Below are 22,975 nucleotides of genomic sequence, written 5' to 3' on the forward strand. Positions count from 1 at the left end.
CAGAGATCCGATCTGATGCCCCCCCAACCCCACCCACCGCCTAAAACAACACCCTCTGCCGAGTCACCAACGACTCAAAATCATCCCCCAAGAACGGCAATATGGCATCCGCCACTGGCTGCAACTGCCGTGTCAGATAGTGTTCATAGTCAATCGCCGAACGCCGGGTTTCCAGCGGCTCCGGCCCTGCAACGGTCATCACATAGCTGATCCAGCCACCATTCTGGTACTGCAATGGCCGCCCTTCCTTGCGATTGAATGCATCGGCAACACGCGCCGCGCGGACGTGCGGCGGCACGTTGCGCTGATAGTCTTCCAGCGTCCGGCGCAGCCGCTTGCGGTAAACCAGCCGGGCTTCGAACTCGCCGTTCAAGGTGCGGGCGACGTAGTCCTGCACATACTCCCGATATGGCTGCTTCTTGAAGACGCGCTGATAAAGCTCCTGCTGGAATTGCTGGGCCAGCGGCGTCCAGTCTGTGCGTACCGTCTCCAGCCCCTTGTAGACCATGTCCTCGCTGCCATCCGCCCTGGCGACCAGCCCCGCATAGCGCTTCTTGCTGCCCTGTTCGGCGCCGCGAACCGTCGGCATCAGGAAGCGGCGGTAGTGCGTCTCGAACTCCAGTTCCAGCGCACTCTCCAGCCCGTACTGCTGCCGCAGATGCTGCTGCCACCACTGGTTGACAAGCTGGACGAGCGCGCGGCCAATGGTTGCGGCCTGTTCCTCCGAGTGCGGCTGCCTGAGCCAGACAAAGGTGGAATCGGTGTCGCCATAGATGACCTGGTAACCCTGGGCCTCGATCAGTTCGCGCGTGCGATGCATGATCTCGTGGCCGCGCATCGTGATCGACGACGCCAGCCGGGGATCGAAGAAGCGGCAGACGCTCGATCCCAGCACGCCGTAGAACGCGTTCATGATGATCTTCAAGGCTTGCGACAGCGGCTTGTTCTGCTCGCGTTTCGCGGCTTCGCGGCCCTGCCAGATCTGGCTGACGATGGCTGGCAGGCAGTGCTTTTTGCGCGAGAAGCGCGCACCGCGGAAGCCCGGCACCGAATTTTCATCCGAGGGATCGTGCAGGCCTTCCACCAACCCTAGCGGATCGATCAGGAAGGTGCGGATGATGGAGGGGTACAGGCTTTTATAGTCCAGCACCAGCACCGAATCGTACAGGCCGGGCAGTGAATCCATGACGAAACCGCCGGGACTGGCCCCCTCCGGCACTTCGCCCAGGTTCGGCGCCACATAGCCCTGGCGGTGCATCAGCGGCATATAGAGGTGCGTGAAAGCCGCGACGGAGCCGCCGCTGCGGTCCGCGGGCAGCCCGGTGACCGCGGCGCGCTCCAGCAGGAAGGTAAGCAACTCGGTCTTGGCGAAGATCCGCGTCACCAGTTCGCAGTCTTTCAGGTTGTAGCGCGCCAGCGCGGACTTGTCCTCGGCAAAGCGGCGGTCGATTTCCGCCATCCGCTGATAGGGGTTGTCAATGGATTTCCCCTCGCCCAGCAGGGTCTGCGCCACGTTTTCCAGACTGAAGGACGGGAAATTCCACGTGGCGGATCGCAGCGCTTCGATGCCGTCGATGATCAGGCGGCCTGCGGCGGAAGCAAAGAAATGGTTGTCCTTGAATCCGTGCTCGCGCCATTCGAGCAAGTTGCCGTCCCGGCCGAACACCAGCGGCACCGCATCGCGATCCGCATGCTTTTGCAGCACGCGCAGGTCGAACTGCACCACGTTCCAGCCGATGATGGCATCGGGATCGTGCAGCGCCAGCCATTGGTTCAGCTTTTCCAGCATGAGCCGGTGGCTGTCGCAGTACGCCAGGTCGAAGTCGAGTCCGCTGCCATCGCCGTTGGGCGGGCCGAGCATATACACCTGGCGCTGGCCGCAGCCTTCCAGCGCGATGGAATAGAGTTCGCCGTGGGCGGTGGTCTCGATGTCCAGCGACACCACCTTTAACCGGGGGCGGTACTCCGGTGCCGGCTTCATCTGGCTGTCGAGCAAGGGCCCATTGTCATTCGGCTCGCCCGCAAACCATACCGGCGCGGTGATGAACCGCTCCATCAGGTAGCGCTCGGGGGGACGGATGTCGGCTTCGTAGACGCTGACGCCGGCATCCTTCAGTTGCTTCTCCAGCTTGATCAACTGCCGATGCTGCTGGCAATACAGCCCCAGTACCGGACGGCGGTGGAAATCAAGCAGGGATAGTTCGCGCAGTTCGGCATTGCGTTCGCCGCGCAATACGATTTCCGCCATCTGGCGCTGTTCAGCGGGGATGAACGCCACCGAAGGCTGCGACGCCAGGCGGACATGCCGCGGGCCGCCATCGGTTGCCAGCCAGAACTCGACCTCCGTACCGGCGGGCGTATCGCGCCAGTGTCGAGTCAGAAGAAAACCGTGTTGTCGTTGCGCCACCCTGCTGCCTTTGAGAACCTGCCGGACCTGAGGCAGGTATTTTACTGGTCGTTGGCGGCCAGGCCAGTGTCTCGGGAATGCGCACTGAAGGCCGGCTTCCTGGCCGGCCTGGTGCCCAACCCCGTATCATGTGCGGGATTTCGCCATTCCCGACCTCATCGTTATCCGTACCGCACATGCAACTCGTACTGTTTGACCTTGATCACACGCTGATTCCTTTCGATAGTGGCTCCACCTGGCTGCGCTACCTGATGCAGCGCGGCGTGCTGGACGAAGCCGAATTCGCCCCGCAAAACCAGCGCTTCGCCCAGGACTACACCGACGGCAAGCTGGATATTCATGCTTTCCAGCGCTTCTGCATGTCCTTCCTGGCGCGCTACGACCGCCGCGACCTGGAAGCCTGGCGCCGCGCCTTTATTGCCGGCATCGCCGACCGCATCCCGGCGCCGGCACGCGAACTGGTGGACCAGCATCAGGCCGCCGGCGACCTGTGCTGCATCGTGACCGCCACCAACGACTTCGTCGCGCGCGGCTTTGCCGACGCTTTCGGCGTGAAGCACCTGGTGGCCTCGCAGGCCGCCACCATCGGCGACGGCCCGCTGGCGCAGTTCAGCGGCGAGATGATCGGCGTGCCGAGTTTCGGCGCGGGCAAGGTGGGACGGGTGGCGGACTGGCTGGCGGTGATCGGCCGGCGTTGGGAGGAATTCGATCACACGCTGTTCTATTCCGATTCGCTTAACGACCTGCCTCTCTTGGAGCATGTCAGCCATCCGATCGTGGTGGCGCCGGATCCGCGCCTGCGTGCGATTGCGAAGGAACGGGGATGGCCCGTTGTCGAACTGGCGAGGCCGCTTGCCGTGGCATAGTGTGGCTCGCGTACCGCAGTGCAAACGCTTCAAACGCTTGAGGAGCCTCCCGTGACCGCTGGTCAAGCCCGGCTTGCTCGCCTGTTATTGCCTGCAGGTGTCCATGCCGGCGCCCTGCCCCTTCTCGTCGGCCGGGCGCTACGCGGTTTCTGTGACGGGTTCGTCGCCGTCCTGCTGCCAACGTACCTGCTCGCGCTCGGTTTCGCGCAACTGGCAGTAGGCTTGATCAGCAGTGCCACCCTGATCGGCTCGGCACTGTCGACGATACTGGTTGGCGTCCTCGGCCATCGCTACCCGCAGCGCCGCCTGCTTGTGCTGGCGGCTGCATTGATGGCCGCGACCGGCATCGGTTTCGCCGGACTCTCCTCCCTATGGCCGCTGCTGCTCGTCGCGTTCGTCGGTACGATCAACCCCGGTTCCGGGGACGTCAGCGTGTTCCTGCCACTGGAGCAGGCTTGTCTCGCGGATGCCGCTGGTGCGGATGCACGCACGGCGCTGTTCGCCCGCTACAGCCTGACCGGTGCCCTCTGCGCCGCCATTGGCGCGCTGGCAGCAGCGCTGCCGGCCTGGCTCGCCGCGCAATTTGGGATATTGCTCCTCAGCGCCATGCGCGCGATGTTTCTCTTCTACGCCTTGACCGGTGTCGCGCTGTGGTTCCTCTATGCACGCATGCCCGAGGCCCCCGCGCACCTGGTGTCGGCGAGAGTGCCGCTTGGCCCGTCTCGCCGGATCGTCACGCGCCTTGCCCTGCTGTTCAGCGTCGACGCCTTTGCCGGTGGCCTGGTGGTGAACTCGCTGCTGGCGCTTTGGCTGATGCAGCGCTTCGGGCTCTCGCCCGGGGCCGCCGGACAGTTCTTTTTCTGGTCGGGGTTGCTCAGCGCGGGCTCCCAGCTTGTTGCCGTGCCGCTGGCTCGCAGGTTCGGCTTGCTGAACACCATGGTGTTCACCCATATTCCGTCCAGCCTCTGCCTGATCGCGGCCGCGTTCTCCCCCTCCCTGGCGGTGACGCTGAGCCTCTTGCTCGTGCGCAGCGCGCTGTCGCAGATGGACGTGCCGACGAGAACCGCGTATGTGATGGCCGCGGTGACGCCGCCCGAGCGCCCTGCTGCCGCCAGCCTGACCGCTGTCCCCAGGAGCCTCGCCGCCGCGCTGAGTCCGACCCTCGCGGGCGGCCTGCTGGCGATGGGTTGGGTCGGCGCACCCCTGGTTGCTTGCGGCCTGCTCAAGATCGCCTATGACTTCGCGCTCCTTGGCGCATTCCGGCGCATCAAGCCAGTCGATTGACGTGCGCCACGATTAAGCATCACATCTTTACTACACTTCAGAACAGCGGCCCCTTTCATTCGATGCACTGCTGGAAACTTGTCTGGCAGCCGCCGAGCAAACGCCTCGGGAAGCGCTGGTTACGATACTTCACGCTACGCCCGCGCAAAGCCGATACCCGGCGGGCATGCTCCCCGTGCGCACCACCAAGGAGCTTTGGGATGGCTGGGAATATCCGCAGGCAGACCGGTAACGGCGAACAAAAGCCAATTGCCCTCGCCTTGCAGGGCGGCGGCATGCACGGTGCGTTCACGTGGGGCGTCCTCGACCGCTTGCTCGAAGATGAGCGGTTCGCCATCGAAGGCGTCAGTGCCACGAGTGCGGGAGCGATGAATGCCGCTGTGCTCGCCTATGGTTTGCTGCAAGGCGGGCAGGACCGGGCGCGCCAGGCGCTCCACGATTTCTGGTTTGCCATCGCGCAGTCGGCGCAGCGGTACAGCCCGTTGCGCTGGGTGCCGTGGCTGAAAGGGACACATAGCTTTGGGCTGAACCACTCGCCCTTGTACGCGCTGGCGGACATCGCTCTGCGCATCCTGTCGCCCTACCAGTTCAATCCCAACAACATGAATCCGCTGCGGGATGTGCTGGAGAAGCAGGTCGATTTTGCGGCATTGCGCAAGCAATGCCCGATACAGCTCTATCTGTGCGCGACCAATGTCGAGACCAGCAGGATACGCATTTTTTCAAGCGAGGACATCTGCGTCGAGGCCGTGCTGGCTTCGGCCTGTCCGCCAACCCTGTTTCAGGCCGTGGCAATCGATGGCGAGTACTTTTGGGATGGCGGCTATGTGGGTAATCCGGCAATTTTCCCGCTGATCTATCACTGCGATACAAACGATATCGTGATTGTCCACATCAATCCGATCGTGCGCCGTGGCGTGCCGACCAGTGCCGCCGATATTCTCAATCGCGTCAATGAAGTGAGCTTCAACTCGTCGCTCATGCGGGAAATGCGCGCGATTGCTTTCGTGACTTCGCTCATCCAGCAAGGCAAGATCGATCGTGGCGAGATGAAGGAAATGCTGATCCACTCGATCCGCTCCGACGAGACCATGAGCACCCTCGGCGCGTCGAGCAAGTACAACGCCGACTGGGGCTTCCTTTGCTTCCTGCGTGACAAGGGGAGGACTGAGGCCGAGGCATGGATCAAGGAAAACTACGACAACGTTGGCCAGCGCTCGAGCATTGACATCAGAAAGGAATTCCTTTGAGGATGACGACCGGGCAACCGGGAAGCGCCATCCCCTCAGGTCCGGTCATCCAGTAGTACCTTGGCTTGCTGCCAGTCAGCGGTGTCGAAGCCCTCACTGAAGGTGCCATGGATCGCGCTCAGGGCCTGGCGCGCGGCGGCCATCTTTCCCTGCCGCCGCAGGAGCCGGGCCAGGCTCAGCGCGGCCTGCAGCTCCAGTGACCTGGCCCCCTGATGGCGGGCGACGGCGATTGCCGTGTGAAAGCAAGCCTCGGCTTCTTCGTGGCCCGTGAACACGCGGGATCCCGCGCTCGGCTGCTGGAGTATCAACTCTCCCTTGAGCCGATGCAGCGTCGCTTCGTCAAGCCGCTCTCCCGTGTCTTCCGTCAAGGCCAGCGCCTCGGTCAGCACGTCCAGTCCGGCGTGGCAGTCCCCGGCTTTACCAAGGGTTGCAGCGAGCAGGGCCAGAAAGTTCGGCCTGCCCAGCGCCGCGCCAGTCGCCTCGTAAGCGGCGAGGCCCTGGTGTATCTCGGCAATCCCCTCCTCATGACGGCCTTGTTCAGCCAGCGCCCAGCCTTGCAGGACTGTTCCCCACGCCAGATAGATGGGAAACCCCTGCTCGCCCGAGACCGCGATCGCGGCCTCTGCGTACTCGCGGGTCAATTGCACCTCACCCCGAAATTGGTGCACTTCGGCTGCGAAGACGAGGCAAAGCGCGAGGTTGAAGGCGTCAGGGCGTTTCCTGGCCAGGTTCAATGCCTCCTGGCAGCGCGCGCGGGCCAGATCCGGCTGGCCCAGATACCACAGGATCCAACCCAGCGTGGTCGTGGCGTGTACGACTGGGTCTCGCCCGTAACCCAGAAGAAAGTCGTATGCCGACGGGTTTGGCCGATGCAGTGCCAGCACTGCCTCCATGTGGGTGCGGGCCGCGCCGAACTGGCCCAGACGGAACGTGGTGGCCCCGAGTACACGATGCGCCTCCGCAAGCTGCTCCAGCTTCTGCGTCTCCACGGCCATGCCAAGCAGCCGTTCCCCAAGCGGCTGCGCAACCTTGTACTGCGCCCGCAATTGATAGAACGCCCACAGTCCCAGCTGCGCCGAGAAGAAATCGGGTGTTTGCCCACCCTGTTCGCACAATGCCAGCGCACGCCTGAACGTTGCCTCCACTTCCGGGGCGGCCTGACCCCGGGTGGCTATCAAGGCCGGCCCGAGCGTTAGTAGCAGCCTGAGTTCCTCGCGTGCGCGCTCGGGCGTGTCGGGCAGTCGTTTTAGCAGTTCAACGGCTGTGCCGAGGTGAAGGATCGCTTCACTCTGTGCAGAACGCTCCAGGGCCTGCTGGCCGGCACAGTGCAGATACTCGACTGCCTTCGGGATGTTGCCGCTATGGCTGTAATGGTGCGCGAGTTCGCAGCAGTAGTCCTTTAACCGGCTCTGGAACAGAACCTCGATGGCCTCGGCGGTGTGCTCGTGCAGCGCGCTGCGCCGCTCGGTAAGCAGCGAATTGCCGGCGACTTCCTGAGTGAGCGCGTGCTTGAAAGCGTACTCCACCTCCGGGAACGCGGGTCGCTCATAGATGAAATCGCCCGCCTGCAGGTCGGCCAGAAGCGGGCGCAGCTTGTCATCAGTCAGCGCAGTGACGTGCTGGATGAGACTCAATGGAAACTCCTTGCCGATCACGGCCAGGCTTTGCAACAGTTCCTTCTGGACAAGGGGGAGCCGGTCGATGCGGGCGGCCAGCACGCCCTGGACGGTGGTGGGGATGTGCAGTGAGGTAGGCGCCTTTTCGATGCGGTAGGAGCCAGGCTGGCCCAGCAGGGCTTTCTCCTCGACCAGGGTCTGGACCACTTCCTCCATGAAGAACGGGTTGCCTTCCGTCTTGTCCAGGATCAGCCGTTTCAGGGGCGCGAGAGCGCGATCATCGCCCAGCAGCGCAGTGAGCAGCCCCTGGGCTTCGGCCGGACCCAATGGCTCCAGATGCAGCTGGGTGTAATAGCCTTTGGGACCCCAGTCATGGGAGTACTCCGGACGGTAGTTGACCAGCAGGACGATCCTCGCACCCGGCACATGGTCGATGAGGACATTGAGGAAGGCCTCGGTTTCGCTGTCCAGCCATTGCAGGTCTTCGAACAGGAGTTCGAGGGGCTGATTGAGGCTTTCGCGGACCAGCAGATGTGCAACCGCTTCGAACGTGCGCTGGCGCCGAATGGCGGCGTCCATGGTCGGCAGTACCGAGCCGGGCTCGACGGAGCCGAGCAGGTAGAGCAAGTAGGGCAAATGCTCTTCCAGCGTTCGCTCCAGGGTGAGCAGCCTGCCGGTGGCCTTCTCGCGGCAGCTGCGGTCGTTGTCCTGCGGCGTGATTTGAAAGTAATTCCTCAGGAGCTCGATCAGCGGCAAATAGGCGAAGGCCTTGCCGTGCGAAACCGAGAAGGTCTCCAGCACCATGCAGCCTTGCTGTGACCTTGCCTTGAACTCGTGGAACAGCCGCGATTTTCCTACCCCGGCCTCGCCCATCACCCCGACGACCTGCCCCTGCCCCGCCTTGGCCAGCTCCAGGGCCTTTTGCAATGTTTCCATTTCGGCCTGGCGTCCCACGAAGCGCGCCAGCCCGCGGTGCGCCGCCACCTGCAGGCGCGTGCGCAACGCCCCGAGGCCCAGCACCTCAAACACAGCGAGCGGATCCCGGACGCCCTTTACGTGGGTAGTCCCCAGCGCCTTGAATTCGAAATACCCCTCGGTGAGCCTGTGGGTGGACTCGCTGACGAGGATGGACGCCGGGGTGGCGACGCCTTCCATGCGCGAGGCGATGTGGATCGTGTGTCCCACAGGATCGTAGTCCGTGTGCAGGTCGTCCTTGCGGATCGAGCGCACCAACACTTCGCCAGTGTGGACTCCAATCCGGATCTGAAGCGGTATGCCCTGGTCCAGACGTACGCGGTCGCTGTGCCGGCGCATCGCTTCCTGCATGCGCAGCGCCGCATATAAGGCCCGCAGGGCATGGTCCTCGTGCGCAATGGGGGCGCCGAACAGAGCGAGAATGCCGTCGCCCAGGAACTTCGCTACGTAGCCTTCATAGTGGTGCACGGCCTCCATCATCAGCGTCACGACGGGGTCGATCAGGTGCCGCGCCTCCTCGGGGTCCAGGTCCTGGATCAACGCCGTCGAGCCAGCCATGTCGGCGAACAGCGCCGTGATGGTCTTGCGTTCGCCGGCCGTCCCTCCCCGGGCTTCCATGGCTGCCTGCTCCGCCAGGATGCGCTCGGCCAGATGGGGCGGCGTGTAGTGGACCGGGGCCGAAGCCGCGGTCGCAGGCGCCGGAAGGGACGCTGGCGCGGAATCATTCAAGGATGAGCCGCAGGCGCTGCAGAACCTTGCGGCAACGCTGCATTCCTCGCCACAACGCGGGCAGATCCGTGCAAGCCTGCCCCCGCACTGCTCGCAGAAGCTGGCCTGCGCGAGGTTCTCGAACCCGCAATTTGTGCAGCGCATACGGCCTCCCGACTGCTATTGCCTGCGTCAGCTCATTAGACGCGTCGCAGGCTTCCTTAGCAAGCCGGTAGCGCGGAGCAATCGGAAGCGCGAGGGCGGTGCGGGGCGCGCTCCGGCGCGCCCGTTCCGGGCGAGGGCATTCCCATTTTCTGTGCCGTCCTGCACGTTGCCGGGCCCATTTTTCGTGCATTGGCAAGCGAGCCACCGCGCATGGCATGCGCGCCAACTCGCATTCGACTGACCTCCGGGAGCTTGCGCGTGCCTGTTCGTGCGCATGATGCAATCGGGAGAGCCTTGTCGTGCCCTTGGACTCCTGCTCGATGCGCCGCAGGACCGTGGGCACGGGAATTGCTGGAGGGAAAAACGCGCCAGCGTCTTCCCGGGACCCTTCAGAGGCACAGCATGATGAAAGAGAAGCGCATCGCTGCAGGGCCGGCACGAAGCCACATGGGCCTTGAACACCAGTCCGCCCTCCGATACCGCTCCTCGCCGCCGCGCACTGCCCGCCATGGCCTGCAGGGACCGCGCGCATGCGAGGTGCCAGATACCGCGTCGTCCCGAAGCAACCTGCAGGAGGTGGGTCTCATGAAAATGATTACCGCAATCATCAAGCCGTTCACGCTCGACGACGTGCGCGAAGCGCTCTCCGCGCTTGGCGTATCGGGTCTCACCGTGACCGAGGTCAAGGGATTCGGCCGCCAGAAGGGGCATACGGAGCTATACCGGGGGGCCGAATACATCGTCGACTTCCTGCCCAAGCTGAAGATCGAAACGGTGCTGCGCGATGAACTGGTCGAGCCGGCTATCGAGGCGATCGAGCAGACGGCCCGCACCGGCAAGATCGGTGACGGCAAGATCTTCGTCTGCGCCATCGAACAAGCGATCCGGATCCGCACCAGCGAAGCCGGCGCCGACGCGCTTTGACCCGACAGACTCTCAAGCAGACGCTCATGCGGACAGGAGGCAAGCCATGAAGATGCTAGTTGCCAGAATCGTCATATCGGGAGCGCTCGCCGTTGCGGCGTTGTGCCTGGGCGGCCATGCCGGCGCGGCGCTGGCCGAAGACGCAGCCTCCGCCGCCACCGCKGCGCCGGCCACGGCAGCCGCCGCGACACCGGCGGCTCCCCCCACCGCGCCTTATGCCACGGATGCCAAGAACATCAACAGCGGCGATACCGCCTGGATGCTGAGTTCCACCGCCCTGGTGCTGTTCATGACCGTGCCCGGCCTGGCGCTCTTCTACGGCGGCATGGTGCGCAAGAAGAATGTGCTGGCCACGTTGATGCAAAGCTTCGCCATCACTTGCCTGGTCACCATACTCTGGACGGTGATCGGCTATAGCGTGGCGTTCACGCCTGGCAATAGTTTCGTCGGCGGCCTGTCGCGCTTCATGCTGCACGGCATGAACTACATCAAGGGAGACAAGGCGACCACGCTCACGGTCAGCCACCTTGCCGGGTCCATTCCGGAAACGGTCTACATGGTGTACCAGATGACCTTCGCCATCATCACCCCCGCGCTGATCTGCGGCGCATTCGCCGAGCGCATGAAATTCTCCGCCATGCTGGTGTTCATCGCCTTGTGGTCGCTCCTGGTGTACGCGCCGATCGCCCACATGGTGTGGGAGCCGAGCGGCTGGCTGGCGGCAGCCGGCATCCTGGACTTCGCAGGCGGCACGGTGGTGCACATCAACGCGGGGATCGCCGGCCTGGTGTGCGCGCTGGTGCTGGGCAAGCGCGTCGGCTTCGGCAAGGAGCCGATGGTGCCGCACAACCTGACGCTGACGCTGATGGGCGCGGCAATGCTGTGGGTCGGCTGGTTTGGCTTTAACGCGGGTTCGGCGGTGGCCGCCGATGGCCGTGCCGGCTTTGCGATGGCGGTCACGCAGATCGCCACGGCAGCGGCCGCGCTGGGCTGGATGTTTGCCGAATGGATCAGCAAGGGCAAACCGTCGGTGCTGGGCATTGCATCGGGTGCGGTGGCCGGCCTGGTGGCGATCACGCCCGCATCGGGTTTCGTCGGGGTGAGCGGTGCGCTGGTGATCGGCGTGGCCGCAGGGGTGATCTGCTTCTGGGCAGCCACGGCGTTGAAGCACATGCTTGGCTATGACGATTCGCTGGATGCGTTCGGGGTGCATTGCATCGGCGGGATCGTCGGCGCCGTCCTGACCGGCGTGTTCGCCGTGAAGGATATCGGCGGCGCCGACGGCAGCGTGGTCCTGCAATTGAAAGGCGTGGCGACGACGCTGGTCTACAGCGGCGTCGCCAGTTTCATCCTGCTCAAGCTGATCGACATGACGATGGGCCTGCGCGTGAGCGCGGATGAAGAGCGGGAGGGCCTGGACATCGTGCTGCACGGCGAGCGGGTGGACGATATGTGGAGCGGCACGCTCGTCCTGCCACAAGAGATGGGGCGCGAAGCCCCCATGCCCGGACTCCAGGGCGAGCGGGCCAAGTGAGGCAAGCGAGGCGCCCGGCAGGGGACGCGCACAGCACACCGTGCGCGTCCCCTGGCCCGCTTGAGGGAGCGGCACCCGGCGGAGTGCTATCCTGCACGACCCGACGCCCCTCCGGCGCAACCCCGATTCCATTGGCATGTATAAGAAAGGCACCGCAGTCGAGATCCAGTTTTCCCCCAATCGCTTAAACGACGGCGCCGGCGATCCCTATTGGATCGACCTGACCATGAAAGAGGCGCAACAGCTGCTTGTACGACTGCAGGCCAGTCTGGTCACCAGCGGGCAAGGCACGGCAGCGCCGCTCGTCTTCAGCCTGGACGAGCCGGCACAGGCCGAGAAAGCCGCGCCGGCTTGCGCGGCAAGGCCCGTCGAAGCGCCTGCGGCTGCCTCCACCGACCAATTCAAGCAGTGGGTATGCATCATCTGCGGCTGGGTCTATGACGAGGCCGCCGGCCTGCCCGAGGAAGGCATCGCGCCCGGCACCCGCTGGGAAGACATTCCCGCCGACTGGCGCTGCCCCTTGTGCGACGTCGGCAAGGATGACTTTGCGATGGTGGAGTTTTAAGGAAGCGTTCAGTGGTTTGAACGGAAGACTCAGGCCTTCTTTGCCCGAGGCTTGCGCGGCACGATGGCGCGGGCGCTCGCGGCAGCGTCGCGCTGCCATCCCTCTATGCCGTCCAGGGTAATGCGCAGGCCTTCCTCGAAGGCAATGTCCGAACTCAGGCGGGAGAACGACTTGCTGACAAAGCGGGCGCCGGGATATTGCAGCGGAGACGTCGATTCCAGCTTCTTTTCAATAAAGCTCTGGTGGTGAACCGGCAACTGGCGGGAGGCCTCGGCCATGCTCGCGGAGACCAGGTATTGCGCCAGCAGATGGTAGCCCAGCGCGACCTGGTCCGCATTGAATCCGCCTTGCATCAGCGCCGACGTCATGCGATTGAAAAACTCCATCCCGTAGTCGGTCTCGCCCGGCTGGACGTCCTGGAACAACCGGAAGCGATTGTGCGAGGCTACGTAGATGCTGACGCCGGGGTTTTCTATCGCCACCTGGAAACTCAACCGGGCGAAATTCTCCACATCGTGGCGCCAGTCGCCGGTCAGCGATGAAAGGCGGTGCAGCCGCTGCCGGTAGTAGTCGTTCAGCACACCGGACACCAACTGGTCCCGGCCGCCAAGGTAATAGTGAATCAGGCCGGGCGCCACGCCAAAATCCTTGGCCAGCTGGACCATCGAGATCTGGTCCAGCGGCGTGGTTTTCGCGAGCTGGATCGCATGCTGCAGGATGGCAACCCGGCTGATCATGGGTTGCGCGCCGATGGGCGAGTCCGTCTTGGGCGGACGGCCCCGGCGGCGCGGGGCGGTGGGCGGGATTTCGGCTACGGTGGCAGTTTTCTTGGCGGCTGGCATAGGTCGGTGGCAGATCGGTGCAAGCGGCGCGTTCGAAATAATTGCGCCACTGCTAATTCTACCCGTCAACGGTCCGCGGATCGCGCTCAAGCTCCCGCGGGAACGGGCGCCGCGTCCGCAAGCTCGCCTGCCCGGCGGTATCGCCCAAGGGAAAGCGTCAGCGCGCCGGCCAGCAGCAGCATGCAGGACAGTGCCAGCAAGGGCGCATCATAGCTGCCATGCCGGTCGAACCAGGCACCCAGGCCGATCGGCCCGATCACGGCGCCGAAGCCGTAGCCGGAAAACGCAATGCCGAACAAGGCGCCAAACGACCGCAGGCCAAAATAGGATCGCACCAGGTAGGAGATCAGGTCGCCTTCCGCGCCGATGGTGAGTCCGATCAGCGTGGCGGCAAGCAGCAAGGCCTGGTAATCGTGCGCCGAGCGCAGCAGGAAAATGCCAAGCGCACCGCCGCCGAAGAACACGCAGGCGACGAACGGCGCGTGGATCCGGTCGATCAGCACGCCCGTCAGGATGCGGCCGATCAGCAAGCCGACGCCCAGCATCGAGGCGCTGCGCGCCGCATCCGCCGGGCTGAAGCCCCGGTCGGCGAACATGGCCGGAAGATGCGGTCCGAGCGAAAGCGTGGCGGAAGACGCCAGCACGAACACCGCCCAGATGCCCCACAGGCGATAGCTGCGCAGTGCCTCCCCAAACGGCACGCCGTCCACGGCCTCACCGCGCGCCGCACCCGCTGCGTGCCCCGCCGTCTTGCGCTCCCGCAACAGAGAGCACGCCAGCAAGGACAAGACGATCGATCCGCAACCCAGCGCGACATAGGCAGTACGCCACCCGTAGCCGGTCACAAGAAACTGCGCCGTGGCCGGCATCAGCACGGTGCCGGCGCCGAGACCGCACATGGCAACGCCTAGTGCCAGGCCGAGGCGGCGATCGAACCATTGCGGCAGCACGGCAAGATAGCCGAGTACCGACGTGGCGGCGCCGAACATGCCGACCACCATCGAGAGGCTGACCCACACGGCCTTGCTGCCATTCTGCAGTGCCATGCAGGCGGTGGCGACGCCAAAGACCACCGCGGAAACGGCGATCACCCGCCGGATACCGAAGCGGTCCATCATCGTGCCGACCAGCGGGCTCACAACCGCCAGCCCGAACATCGACGCCGCATAGGAGAGGGACGCCTCCGAGCGGCCCCAGCCGAACTCGGCGGCAAGCGGTCTCACGAACACGCCCGCCGTTGCGTTGAACAGCGGTGCATAGCCGGCGAGCATGCCGAGCGCCGCGCCCAGCAAAACGGCGACATAGGTCCACCGTCCGACCGGGGACGCTGCGCAATGGATTTCCTGCATGATCTTTGTCTCCTCATGGCTGCAGCGCCGTCTCCAGGGACCAGATCGCCGCGGCTTGTTGGTGGATTACGCCAGTCCCGCCCGGCTGCCGAGATACGCGCCGGCATTCGGCGCCAGTGCGTCGATGCCCAAGCGCCGCATCATCTGCCGTGCCGTGCAGATCGCCGTGGATGTGACAGGTATGCCCAGCGCAAGCTGAGCACGCTCGATCGCCGCCAACGACGGCATCTGCACGCACGCCGACAGCACCACCGTATCCACGCCGGCGGTATCCAGGCGCTTGACGTCTTCCAGCAACTGCAGCGGGTCGCGCTCGCCGACTTCCAGGTTGTCGAGGATCGAGAAGTTGATCGCGTCCTTGACTGCGATGCCTTCGCTTTCGATGTACGCCACCACGGTGCGCGTCAACGCGTCGCTGTAGGGCGCCAGCAAGGAGATGCGCTTCGCGCCGAAGTCCTTCAGTTCCTCGACCAGCGCGCCGGCCGAGGTCATGACGACGGGCCGGTACGGCGCCTGCGCGATGGCGGCGTTCAGGTCTTCGATCACTTGCCGGTGGTAGCCCTTGCCCATGCACATCGTGGCCACCAGGCACGCCGTGCTCATCACGTCCACGCGCGCATCGGCGAGTTCCAGCGCGCAGCGTCCCATGTCGCGGTTCATGCGTTCCAGCTCCTCCGCTACCACGCGGTGCATGCGCACGCGGCTGGCATGAAAGGAGAAACGCTCCGGTAGTAGCTGCATCCGCCCGGCAAAGATGGCCGGCACTTCGCGCTCCATCGTGATATTGGAACTGGGGACAATCTGGCCGATTCGGTAATTCATATTGAGTTCGCTCCAAATCTGGATCATGCGTGCGCGGACGGGCTGCGCAGGAATGCCATCAGCACTGTCCGCAGGGAATCCGGGATAGCAGTGCCAACGCGTTCATCGAGCCGCACGCAGATCGGGGAAAACATGGCATCGAACACCGGCGTTCCGTCGAGCCGCCTGGCGATGCAACGGATGTCGTAGGAACGCGTGCGGATCGCCTCGACAAAGCACTCGATGTCGATCTCGTCGTCCGGCCACAGCGTGCCGATAAACGTGAAGCGCATCGCCTTGCACGGCGTCCCGACGCCATGCGCCTCGCCCAGCCGCCCTGCTCCGCCTGCCATGTGATCGGCAAACAGGCCGACCGCGCCCAGCAGGTAGTCGGTGAAGCGGCCCGTGTACACCACGCCGGCGGGATCGCAGTCGCCCCAGCGCACCGTACGCCGGACCACGAACGGGTGCTCGCCCAGCACGTATTCCGTGGCACGGATCATGGCTGCGGCGTAGTGTGACCGGTGACGCCGGCGGCCGCCAGTTCCGCCATCAGGTTGGGATACTGCTCACGCAAACGGTTGACGTCCACGCGGCCGGTGCGGGTCATGAAGCGATAGACGAACTCATGCGGCGTGGCCAGGTTCATCCATTCGCGGATGCGCTCGTACCAGTTGTACGAAGCCTCCGACGCGCGGATCAGCTTGGCCTTTTGCGGGCGGCGCACGTCGTCGTAGCGCCGCAGCGCCGCCGGCACATCGTCGGGAAACGCAACGATGGCCTCGGCCAGCGCAATCGCGTCTTCCATGGCGATGCGCGTGCCCGAACCGATCGAGAAATGAGCGCTGGTCAACGCGTCGCCGATCAGCACCTGCTTGCCCACATGCCAGGTCCGGTTGGCCACGACGGGGAACTGGCGCCAGCTTGAATTGTTCGATACCAGCTTGTAGCCGCCCAGTTCCGCCGCGAATACCTCTTCGAACAAGGCCTGGCGGCCTTCGCTGGACATCGCCTCCATGCCAAGGTCCTGCCAGGTCCGGTGATCGCACTCGGCCACGAAGGTGCTCATGGTGTCCGAGTATGGATAGTAGTGCGCAACGAAATAGCCGCCCCGGTACTGCCGGAACACCAGCGCCGGATTGGGAAACGCCTTCTCCACGCCATACCACGCGAAGTGGTTGGTGAGGTTGCGGCGGGTGGTGCCAAAGCCCGCCTCGTCCGAGGCACGCAGCAGCGAGTTGACGCCATCGGCGCCTACCACCAGGCCCGCCTCGATGGCGGAGAAGTCGCTGATGCGCTGGTTGTAGGTCACACGCACGCCCAGTTCGCGGGCACGCGCCTGCAGCACGGACAACAGCTGGATGCGCGGAATCGCGCCGCCGCCCGCGCCCGGCCGCGTCATCGTGATCGGCACTTCATGGCACACGATGGTGTGCCGGTCGCTGAAGCGCATCGCCTTGGTGAGTTCGTCAATCACAACCGGCGAAGCGGCGCGCAGGTTGGACAGCCCGGTGTCGGCCAGCACCACGCCAAAGCCGAAGGTCGCGTCCTCGGGGTTTTGTTCGTAGATGTCGATAGCCACCGACGCCAACCGCTCCTTGAGCAGGATGGAGAGGAAGAGCCCCGACGGGCCGCCTCCAATGATGGCAATCTTCATTGCGCTTCCCCCGGCGCAATCACCAGCGCATCCATGTCGAACCGGACGATGCGCCCGGCCAGGCCGCCAGTCAGCGCGCCGTACCAGACGGCCGGCTTGAAGCCGAGCGCCTTGCGCCTGAAGCTGATCTGCGGGTCGCCGTCGATGCGCACGTAGCCGTTGTGCAGCGGCGTCGTGACATAGCCCTCGGTGTCGCGCGCGACGCCGATCAGCGCGGCGAACTCCGGCACGTCCAGCACAAAAAGCGACGCCTTGCCGGCCTGCTCCGGCGCTGTGCCGATGTGCGCGGCCTTGCGCTGCCAGACCGGTTCGATCGAGGTAAACGCCGAGACGGCGCCATTCTCGCTCTCCAGCTGCATGGCGGCCTCGATGGTCAGTCTGGCATCGGCCGCGTCGGCCTCGCTGAACGGGCGCAGCTGCCATGTGATCTCGATGGGATAGCCGTTGGGATCGTTGAAGTAAATCGACTCGATGACCTCGTGGCGGATCTGGTAACGCATCGGAATGCCGACCGTTTCCACCCGCTGGCGCCATGCCAGCAGTTCCGCTTCGTCGCGCACACGCCAGGCGGTGTGCGTGGCGCGGTCCTGATAGTGCTCGCGCACCGCCAGCCAGTCCGGACGCTCGGTGCCGATGTAATAGAAGAAGGCAATGGTGCTGCTGTTGCCGCTATCGAAGAAGAAATGCAGGAAATCCGCGTGATTGTCCGGCCCCCAGCCCTTCGCCGAGATGGCATGGACCAGCGGCAGGCCAAGCAGGTCGCGGTAGAAATGCACGGTTTCCGCCAGCTTCCAGGTGGGACGCGCGGTATGGTGCACGCCGTGCAACTGCACGGACGGCACGCCGACAAGGTGTTTCGCTTCGGTCATTTCACTTCCCTTCGGTTACGGTTTTGCCGGCCGCCTCGGCCTCGAGCAACTGGATGATCTGCTGGCGCAGCAACACCTTGCTGAGCTTGCCGGATGCGGTCAGCGGAAACTCTCGGACAACCTCCAGCCGTTCCGGCCACTTGAACTTGGCTAGGCCGGCTTCCTGCAGATACCCGGTCAACCAGGGCAGCGTAAGGTCCGTCACGGGCGGCTTGGGAATGACGAAGGCACACACGCGTTCGCCATAGACGCGATCCGGCATCCCCACCACGGCCGATGCCAGCACCGACGGATGCAGGTTGATCACGTTCTCCAGCTCCTCTGCATTGATCTTCTCGCCGCCACGGTCGACCACGTCCTTGATGCGGCCGCAGAAGAAGTAGTAGCGCTTGCCGTCCACCACGCGCGAGCGCATCAGGTCGCCGGAACGGTAGAAGCCGTCCGCGGTAAAGCGCGTCGCGTCCTCCGTTTCTGACTTGTAGTAGCCGCGGATGGTGTAAGGTCCGCGGAACAGCGCCTCGCCGGTCTCGTCGTCGGCCACGGGGTCTTCCGTGCCGGGATACACGATCCTTACCTCGTCGCAGGCGGATACCGGGCTGCCGACCGAGGTGTCGCGGATTTCCTGCGGATCGTCCTTGCGGGAAAACATGATCACGCCCTCGGTCATGCCGAAGATATGGAACGCGGGCGATCCTGTCAGGCAAGTCAGGCCGGCGGCGTTCTTCGGCGCGACAAAGTTCCTGCGCGCGCGGCCCGCAGCATCCGCCTTGGCCAGTTCCGGCGCAATGCGCGTCAGGATCGGGCCCGCCACGCCGAACCAGGTGGGCTGGTAATCGCGCACCAGGCCACGCAGGTTTTCCTCGCTGAGATCGGGCGTGACTGTCAATGTCGCGCCGGTCAGCAGGAACGGCCCGAAGAAGCAGCCCATGTTGAGGTTGTGCATGTACGGCGTGGGGAAGAACAGCACATCGTCCTTCGTATAGCCATTGCACGCGGCAACCGCGCGCATGTTGTACAGGTACTCGTTCTGGAAGCGGGGAATGATCTTCGGTACGCCCGTGGTCCCGCCGGAGAGCTGGAACACCGCTGCCTGGAAGGGCTCCAGCACGACTTCGGCCAGGATCTCGCGCGCCCTGGCCAGCGGCATCTCGCGGATCAGGTCGGCCAGCAGCACGGCACTGCCGCGGCGCTCGCCGCGCGCCTGCAGGATGATCGAGAGGCTCGGCACTTCGGCCTGCATATCCTGTGCAAAGGCAACGTCGTCGAACCTGGCATCGTCGCCCTGCACCAGGTGCAGGCGCGCCTCGCAAAGATTGCCGAGGTAGCCGATCTCCAGCTTGCGGAACGCCTGCAGCGAACAGAGCGGAATGATGCCCGCCTTCAGGCAACCCAGGAATGCCAGCAGCAGCTCGTTGCTATTGCCGCACTGGAAGACCGCGCGGTCCAGCGGCCTCAGGCCGAGCGCCAGCAGCGCGGCGCCGAGGCGCTCGGTCTGCTCGTCCAGTTCACGATAGGTAAGCTGGCCCTCGGGGCCCACCAGCGCGAGCCGATCCGCGTTGGCTTTGAAGGACGCGCGCAAGGCGCCGATCAGCGTTTCTTGCGTCAGCACGCCTTCGGCGACGTAGCGCAGGAGCCGGTCTTCGTCGGGATAACTGACGCCCGCCAACAATTGCGAGGGGCGTACCGATTGGGGTTGCAACATGTCTCTCTACCTTTGCTCTTCCGTTTGAACTTGGCGCGCTGAACCTGGGGTGGCGCGCGAGATGCCTTGCCTTAAACCCTATGCTCGCGCAGCCATTCGACGATGTGCGCGCCCGCGATGCGCTGGCCCGGCTCCTCGTCGCGGCTCAGTGCCATGCCATGGTGATTGCCCCGCACGCGGACATGGCGCTTGTGCGCGCTGCCGATCTGCGCATAGATCGCTTCGATATCCGCCGGGAACGTGCATTGGTCGCCCGTGTATTCGAGCAGCAGCGTCGGCTGGTGCACCGCACCGAGGGTCTTGTCCAGTGCCGCGTTGGAAGCCAGGCCCGACCATGTCGACAGCCACGATTCCGGCGTCACCACGCGTGCAAAGCCCACGCTGCCCCAGTTGGAGACAAAGGGGTCCTTGCCCCACAGCGAACCGGTCTTGCGGTCCGACGGGTCGAGCGTGATATCCCAGGAACGCAGGTCGGCATCCGTGCGCCAGACCTGGAAGACTGGCGCGTGCGCGGCCACGCGGCGATTCTGCTCCGTCCCGGCGCCGGCCTTGATGCGCTGGCGGGCTTCATGCTTGGCGCGCAGCATCTGCCTGGCTCGCTCGTCGATGCGCTCGACGCGCTCGACCTGGGCGGTGCGATAGCGCGCGATGAATTCCGGCGCATAGCTGCCGCGTCCGCTGGCAGCATCGAAGCCGTTGGCCGGGGAGAACGGATCGAGCGCGGCATCGGTCTGCATCGGATCGTTCTCGTCGGTCACCGACGGATCGAGCCCGCTCATCAGCAACTTGCCCTGCCCGGGATGGGGCGACACCAGGATCATGCCGTCCACCTCCGGCATCAGCAGCTCTGCCAGGTTGGTCGGACGGCCGCCCGGCGTCCTGGCGATGCGCTGCGCCTGCGGCGTCAGCGCCTGCTGGTTGTAGAGCGTGTACAGGCTCGCCCCGCCGGAGTTGCCCAGCAACACAATGCGCTCGTAGCCAAGCTCGCGCAGGTGCGTCATGCCCGCCGCTACGTCGAATAACGCAATCTCGTGCTCCAGGCGCAGGTCGTTGCCGATCGAGCGGGGACCCTGCACCCAGCAAGCGCAACCAGCGTCGAGCACAAAGGGCACGAGGTAATGCGTGATGGCCATCTCGCGGGGATGCATCAGCGAGACGACCGTCTTTTCCTTGCCGGTGACCGTAAATAGAAAGCCGAGCGTGCCCTGTCCGTCCGCTGTGCCCAGCGCGTACGGGACCATCTGGTAGGGGCGTGTCATCAGACGCGCATCCCAGGATGCCCCACGCATGCCCGCTGTTACCTGTGCCTTGTTCTGCTCCGCCACGGCATCTCCTTTGATTAAATGCTACCGTCTCAATAATTTAGTCGCTATTTGAGTGCATGTCAAATAATGGTAAACCTTGCCGTGCGCGTCCTGGCGCCCACCCTTGCGCGCAACAAAATCGGCTGAAACGCCGTATTGGCGCGCGGCCGCGAAGTGCCGCGCCAAGGCCGCACAGAAAGTATCTGGTGAAGCCTTGCCCGAGGGGCGCACTTGCCAGACAGGGTCGATGATGACGCTTGACCAATAAATTGATTTGTAGTCAATATATGTGGTTTGTTTTTGAATGCATCCCAAATATTGGATTCTCCGGTGTTGACGCAGGCCGATGACATACACGCGATGTGGGCCGGCGCACATGCCAGCGCCGGGCGCTGGCATAAGCTCGTGGCGCGCGCCTTGCGCCTTCGTCGATCTTGATCGGAGACAGACTCCATGACCCTCTACCTGCTCGCGCTGCTCATCGGCGTCGTGGCCGGCCTGCGCGCGATGACGGCACCGGCCGCTATCAGTTGGGCGTGCCATCTTGGCTTGCTGGATCTGTCAGGCAACTAGCTGGCCTTCCTGGGTTACCGGTTCACGCACTGGATCCTCAGCGTGCTTGCGCTGGCCGAGCTTGTTACCGACAAGTTGCCCGCGACGCCGAGCCGCAAGGTGCCACAGCAGTTCGGGGCGCGGATACTCTCGGGCGCGCTGTGCGGCGCCGCGATCGCGGCAGGTGGCGGCATGCTGCTGGGCGGTGCCGTCCTTGGCGCAATTGGCGCCGTGATCGGCACGTTCAGCGGCGCGGCCGCGCGCGCGCGCCTTGCGGGATGGTTTGGCACGGACCGGCCGGCCGCGTTGATCGAAGACCTGGTTGCCGTGATCGGCGCCGCTCTGATTGTCCTTGCGCTGGCCTGAGGCCTGAGGCCCGACCGAAGGGGTCCCTGGCCCGCTACAAGGGATCGACCAGGCTGCGGATGACTTCCGCCAGCCGCGCGGCACGTGCGCGCCCTTTCTGGTCCAGGTCCAGCGCGCCGCCCGCGGCCAGCGCCTGCAGGCCGAACGAGGCGTCGGTCATGTCGCGCCACGAGGGGTGGCCCGCGTGCATGGTCTCCAGCGCCTGCGCGCCCGCCACCAGCCGCTTCCGGTCCGGCTGCAGGCCGGCGGCGAGGTCTTCCAGTACCGCGGCAGCATCGAGCAAACCCTTTCGGTCCATATCTGCGCCTCCCCCAGTCTTGTCACGTTTCGCCCCGGCCCAGACCTTTAGGCCGATCTACATGGATTTTCACCCTTTATTCCACCGATCGGGGCAAGGCCCTCGTCGCTACGCTCCTGAGCGGAGAGTTGCGCACACGGCATCTGCTTGTCTGTTGTTGCGTACATTTCCTTGCGGGACGCGGAAAAGATTGGCGCATATCCTGCGCGCCGGCCGTATCATCCGCGCGCCCCGGGACTTCCTGACAAGCCGGGCCGCTTCGGCGGGCCGGGTCTTTTCCCAACCCGCCATACAGAGGTTCCAACCATGGCTATTTCTTCGATAGGTGTCGGCTCCAAGCTGGATCTGTCCGCGCTGCTTGACAATTTGGAGAAGGCGGAAAGCACCAAGCTCACCGTCCTCACCAGCAGGGCTGCGGTGCAGAACACAAAGTTCTCCGCATACGCCCAGATGCAAGGGGCGCTGGCGTCCTTCCAGATCGCCGCCGGCGCCCTTGGCACCGCGAGCCTGTACAACAGCACCACCACCACGTCCAGCAACACCGGCGTGCTGACCGTCGCGGCCGACAAGACCGCGATGGCGGGCAGCTACGCCATCAACGTGGCGCGGCTGGCACAGGCGCAGACGCTGGTGTCGAACGGCATCACCGACAGCACCGGCCAGCTGCTCGGCAGCGCCGAGATCAAGATCGAGATCGGCACGACCGTGGGCAACGTTTTCACACCCGGCACCGCGGCGGCCGTTTCGGTCAACATCAACGGCACCAACAACACGCTGGCCGGCATCCGCGATGCCATCAACAAGTCCAACGCGGGCGTCACGGCCAGCATCGTCAATGACGGCGGCGCCACGCCCTATCACCTGGTGCTGACCTCCAACACCACGGGCGAAAAGTCCAGCATGCGTGTCTCGGTGGCAGACAACGGCGGCGGCGACCCCAG

Annotated in this window: 19 protein-coding genes; 8 read left to right on the top strand and 11 right to left on the bottom strand. The window is 64.6% G+C overall.

Annotated elements, in window-relative coordinates:
* Nucleotides 1-40: 40 nt before the first annotated feature.
* The gene (locus AC1DQ3_RS31365; protein ID WP_477124015.1) at nt 41-2,407 is read right to left on the bottom strand and encodes a DNA polymerase II; all 2,367 of its coding nucleotides are present in this window, start codon (nt 2,405-2,407) and stop codon (nt 41-43) included.
* 176 nt (nt 2,408-2,583) lie between these two features.
* On the opposite strand from AC1DQ3_RS31365, the gene AC1DQ3_RS31370 reads away from it, so the two are divergent.
* The 3 genes from AC1DQ3_RS31370 to AC1DQ3_RS31380 all read left to right on the top strand — a co-directional run bounded on the left by AC1DQ3_RS31370 (nt 2,584) and on the right by AC1DQ3_RS31380 (nt 5,807).
* Nucleotides 2,584-3,273: an HAD family hydrolase gene (locus AC1DQ3_RS31370; protein ID WP_477124016.1), complete on the top strand. Its 690-nt coding sequence runs from the start codon at nt 2,584-2,586 to the stop codon at nt 3,271-3,273.
* 51 nt (nt 3,274-3,324) lie between these two features.
* Nucleotides 3,325-4,557 (top strand): MFS transporter, encoded by a 1,233-nt coding sequence (locus AC1DQ3_RS31375; protein WP_477124017.1) that lies wholly within the window; start codon nt 3,325-3,327, stop codon nt 4,555-4,557.
* 200 nt (nt 4,558-4,757) lie between these two features.
* The gene (locus AC1DQ3_RS31380) at nt 4,758-5,807 is read left to right on the top strand and encodes a patatin-like phospholipase family protein (protein ID WP_477124033.1); all 1,050 of its coding nucleotides are present in this window, start codon (nt 4,758-4,760) and stop codon (nt 5,805-5,807) included.
* Between the two features lie 35 nt (nt 5,808-5,842).
* On the opposite strand, the gene AC1DQ3_RS31385 is transcribed toward AC1DQ3_RS31380, so the two are convergent.
* The gene (locus AC1DQ3_RS31385) at nt 5,843-9,271 is read right to left on the bottom strand and encodes an adenylate/guanylate cyclase domain-containing protein (RefSeq protein WP_477124018.1); all 3,429 of its coding nucleotides are present in this window, start codon (nt 9,269-9,271) and stop codon (nt 5,843-5,845) included.
* A gap of 585 nt (nt 9,272-9,856) precedes the next feature.
* Between AC1DQ3_RS31385 and AC1DQ3_RS31390 the strand changes: the two genes are divergently transcribed.
* The 3 genes from AC1DQ3_RS31390 (at nt 9,857) to AC1DQ3_RS31400 (ending at nt 12,294) form a co-directional block, all read left to right on the top strand.
* Nucleotides 9,857-10,195, top strand: coding sequence for a P-II family nitrogen regulator (locus AC1DQ3_RS31390; protein ID WP_477124019.1), 339 nt, complete (start codon nt 9,857-9,859; stop codon nt 10,193-10,195).
* Nucleotides 10,196-10,247: 52 nt separating this feature from the next.
* Nucleotides 10,248-11,729: an ammonium transporter gene (locus tag AC1DQ3_RS31395; RefSeq protein WP_477124034.1), complete on the top strand. Its 1,482-nt coding sequence runs from the start codon at nt 10,248-10,250 to the stop codon at nt 11,727-11,729.
* Nucleotides 11,730-11,865: 136 nt separating this feature from the next.
* Nucleotides 11,866-12,294, top strand: coding sequence for a rubredoxin (locus AC1DQ3_RS31400; RefSeq protein ID WP_477124020.1), 429 nt, complete (start codon nt 11,866-11,868; stop codon nt 12,292-12,294).
* Nucleotides 12,295-12,323: 29 nt separating this feature from the next.
* Here AC1DQ3_RS31400 and AC1DQ3_RS31405 read toward each other — a convergent pair whose 3' ends face one another.
* From AC1DQ3_RS31405 to AC1DQ3_RS31440, 8 genes are all read right to left on the bottom strand, one after another.
* A complete protein-coding gene (locus AC1DQ3_RS31405; protein ID WP_477124021.1) occupies nt 12,324-13,136 on the bottom strand; it encodes a TetR/AcrR family transcriptional regulator in 813 nt (270 codons plus the stop codon).
* 86 nt (nt 13,137-13,222) lie between these two features.
* Nucleotides 13,223-14,485: an MFS transporter gene (locus tag AC1DQ3_RS31410; RefSeq protein ID WP_477124022.1), complete on the bottom strand. Its 1,263-nt coding sequence runs from the start codon at nt 14,483-14,485 to the stop codon at nt 13,223-13,225.
* A 66-nt stretch (nt 14,486-14,551) separates the two neighbouring features.
* Nucleotides 14,552-15,307, bottom strand: a complete 756-nt coding sequence (locus AC1DQ3_RS31415; RefSeq protein WP_477124023.1) for a maleate cis-trans isomerase family protein — start codon at nt 15,305-15,307, stop codon at nt 14,552-14,554.
* 23 nt (nt 15,308-15,330) lie between these two features.
* Nucleotides 15,331-15,789, bottom strand: coding sequence for an acyl-CoA thioesterase (locus AC1DQ3_RS31420; protein WP_477124024.1), 459 nt, complete (start codon nt 15,787-15,789; stop codon nt 15,331-15,333).
* Nucleotides 15,786-16,943 carry an FAD-dependent monooxygenase gene (locus tag AC1DQ3_RS31425; protein WP_477124025.1) on the bottom strand — a complete coding sequence of 386 codons (1,158 nt, stop codon included), beginning with the start codon at nt 16,941-16,943 and terminating at the stop codon, nt 15,786-15,788. The genes AC1DQ3_RS31420 and AC1DQ3_RS31425 overlap by 4 nt, the downstream gene beginning before the upstream one ends.
* Nucleotides 16,940-17,812, bottom strand: a complete 873-nt coding sequence (locus AC1DQ3_RS31430; RefSeq protein WP_477124026.1) for a VOC family protein — start codon at nt 17,810-17,812, stop codon at nt 16,940-16,942. The genes AC1DQ3_RS31425 and AC1DQ3_RS31430 overlap by 4 nt, the downstream gene beginning before the upstream one ends.
* Before the next feature lies 1 nt (nt 17,813).
* The gene (locus tag AC1DQ3_RS31435; protein ID WP_477124027.1) at nt 17,814-19,514 is read right to left on the bottom strand and encodes an AMP-binding protein; all 1,701 of its coding nucleotides are present in this window, start codon (nt 19,512-19,514) and stop codon (nt 17,814-17,816) included.
* 71 nt (nt 19,515-19,585) lie between these two features.
* Nucleotides 19,586-20,773, bottom strand: coding sequence for an alpha/beta fold hydrolase (locus AC1DQ3_RS31440; RefSeq protein WP_477124035.1), 1,188 nt, complete (start codon nt 20,771-20,773; stop codon nt 19,586-19,588).
* A 660-nt stretch (nt 20,774-21,433) separates the two neighbouring features.
* On the opposite strand from AC1DQ3_RS31440, the gene AC1DQ3_RS31445 reads away from it, so the two are divergent.
* Entirely contained in the window at nt 21,434-21,736 is a 303-nt protein-coding gene (locus AC1DQ3_RS31445; protein ID WP_477124028.1) for a hypothetical protein, read from the top strand.
* A 34-nt stretch (nt 21,737-21,770) separates the two neighbouring features.
* Here the strand turns inward: AC1DQ3_RS31445 and AC1DQ3_RS31450 are convergent, their stop codons facing one another.
* Nucleotides 21,771-22,034: a hypothetical protein gene (locus AC1DQ3_RS31450; RefSeq protein WP_477124029.1), complete on the bottom strand. Its 264-nt coding sequence runs from the start codon at nt 22,032-22,034 to the stop codon at nt 21,771-21,773.
* A gap of 306 nt (nt 22,035-22,340) precedes the next feature.
* Here AC1DQ3_RS31450 and fliD point away from each other — a divergent pair.
* Nucleotides 22,341-22,975: flagellar filament capping protein FliD (fliD, locus tag AC1DQ3_RS31455; RefSeq protein WP_477124030.1), on the top strand; the 635-nt coding region annotated here is incomplete at its 3' end.

Source organism: Cupriavidus sp. 01T418 (genome assembly GCF_056398885.1).

Excerpts from the sequence above, each read along its gene's own strand:
- AC1DQ3_RS31425 (WP_477124025.1), bottom strand. The coding sequence starts at position 16,943 with ATGAAGATTGCCATCATTGGAGGCGGCCCGTCGGGGCTCTTCCTCTCC.
- AC1DQ3_RS31405 (WP_477124021.1), bottom strand. The coding sequence starts at position 13,136 with ATGCCAGCCGCCAAGAAAACTGCCACCGTAGCCGAAATCCCGCCCACC.
- AC1DQ3_RS31430 (WP_477124026.1), bottom strand. The coding sequence starts at position 17,812 with ATGACCGAAGCGAAACACCTTGTCGGCGTGCCGTCCGTGCAGTTGCAC.
- AC1DQ3_RS31450 (WP_477124029.1), bottom strand. The coding sequence starts at position 22,034 with ATGGACCGAAAGGGTTTGCTCGATGCTGCCGCGGTACTGGAAGACCTC.
- AC1DQ3_RS31435 (WP_477124027.1), bottom strand. The coding sequence starts at position 19,514 with ATGTTGCAACCCCAATCGGTACGCCCCTCGCAATTGTTGGCGGGCGTC.
- AC1DQ3_RS31385 (WP_477124018.1), bottom strand. The coding sequence starts at position 9,271 with ATGCGCTGCACAAATTGCGGGTTCGAGAACCTCGCGCAGGCCAGCTTC.
- AC1DQ3_RS31370 (WP_477124016.1), top strand. The coding sequence starts at position 2,584 with ATGCAACTCGTACTGTTTGACCTTGATCACACGCTGATTCCTTTCGAT.
- AC1DQ3_RS31440 (WP_477124035.1), bottom strand. The coding sequence starts at position 20,773 with ATGACACGCCCCTACCAGATGGTCCCGTACGCGCTGGGCACAGCGGAC.
- AC1DQ3_RS31380 (WP_477124033.1), top strand. The coding sequence starts at position 4,758 with ATGGCTGGGAATATCCGCAGGCAGACCGGTAACGGCGAACAAAAGCCA.
- AC1DQ3_RS31415 (WP_477124023.1), bottom strand. The coding sequence starts at position 15,307 with ATGAATTACCGAATCGGCCAGATTGTCCCCAGTTCCAATATCACGATG.
- AC1DQ3_RS31420 (WP_477124024.1), bottom strand. The coding sequence starts at position 15,789 with ATGATCCGTGCCACGGAATACGTGCTGGGCGAGCACCCGTTCGTGGTC.
- AC1DQ3_RS31390 (WP_477124019.1), top strand. The coding sequence starts at position 9,857 with ATGAAAATGATTACCGCAATCATCAAGCCGTTCACGCTCGACGACGTG.
- AC1DQ3_RS31400 (WP_477124020.1), top strand. The coding sequence starts at position 11,866 with ATGTATAAGAAAGGCACCGCAGTCGAGATCCAGTTTTCCCCCAATCGC.
- AC1DQ3_RS31410 (WP_477124022.1), bottom strand. The coding sequence starts at position 14,485 with ATGCAGGAAATCCATTGCGCAGCGTCCCCGGTCGGACGGTGGACCTAT.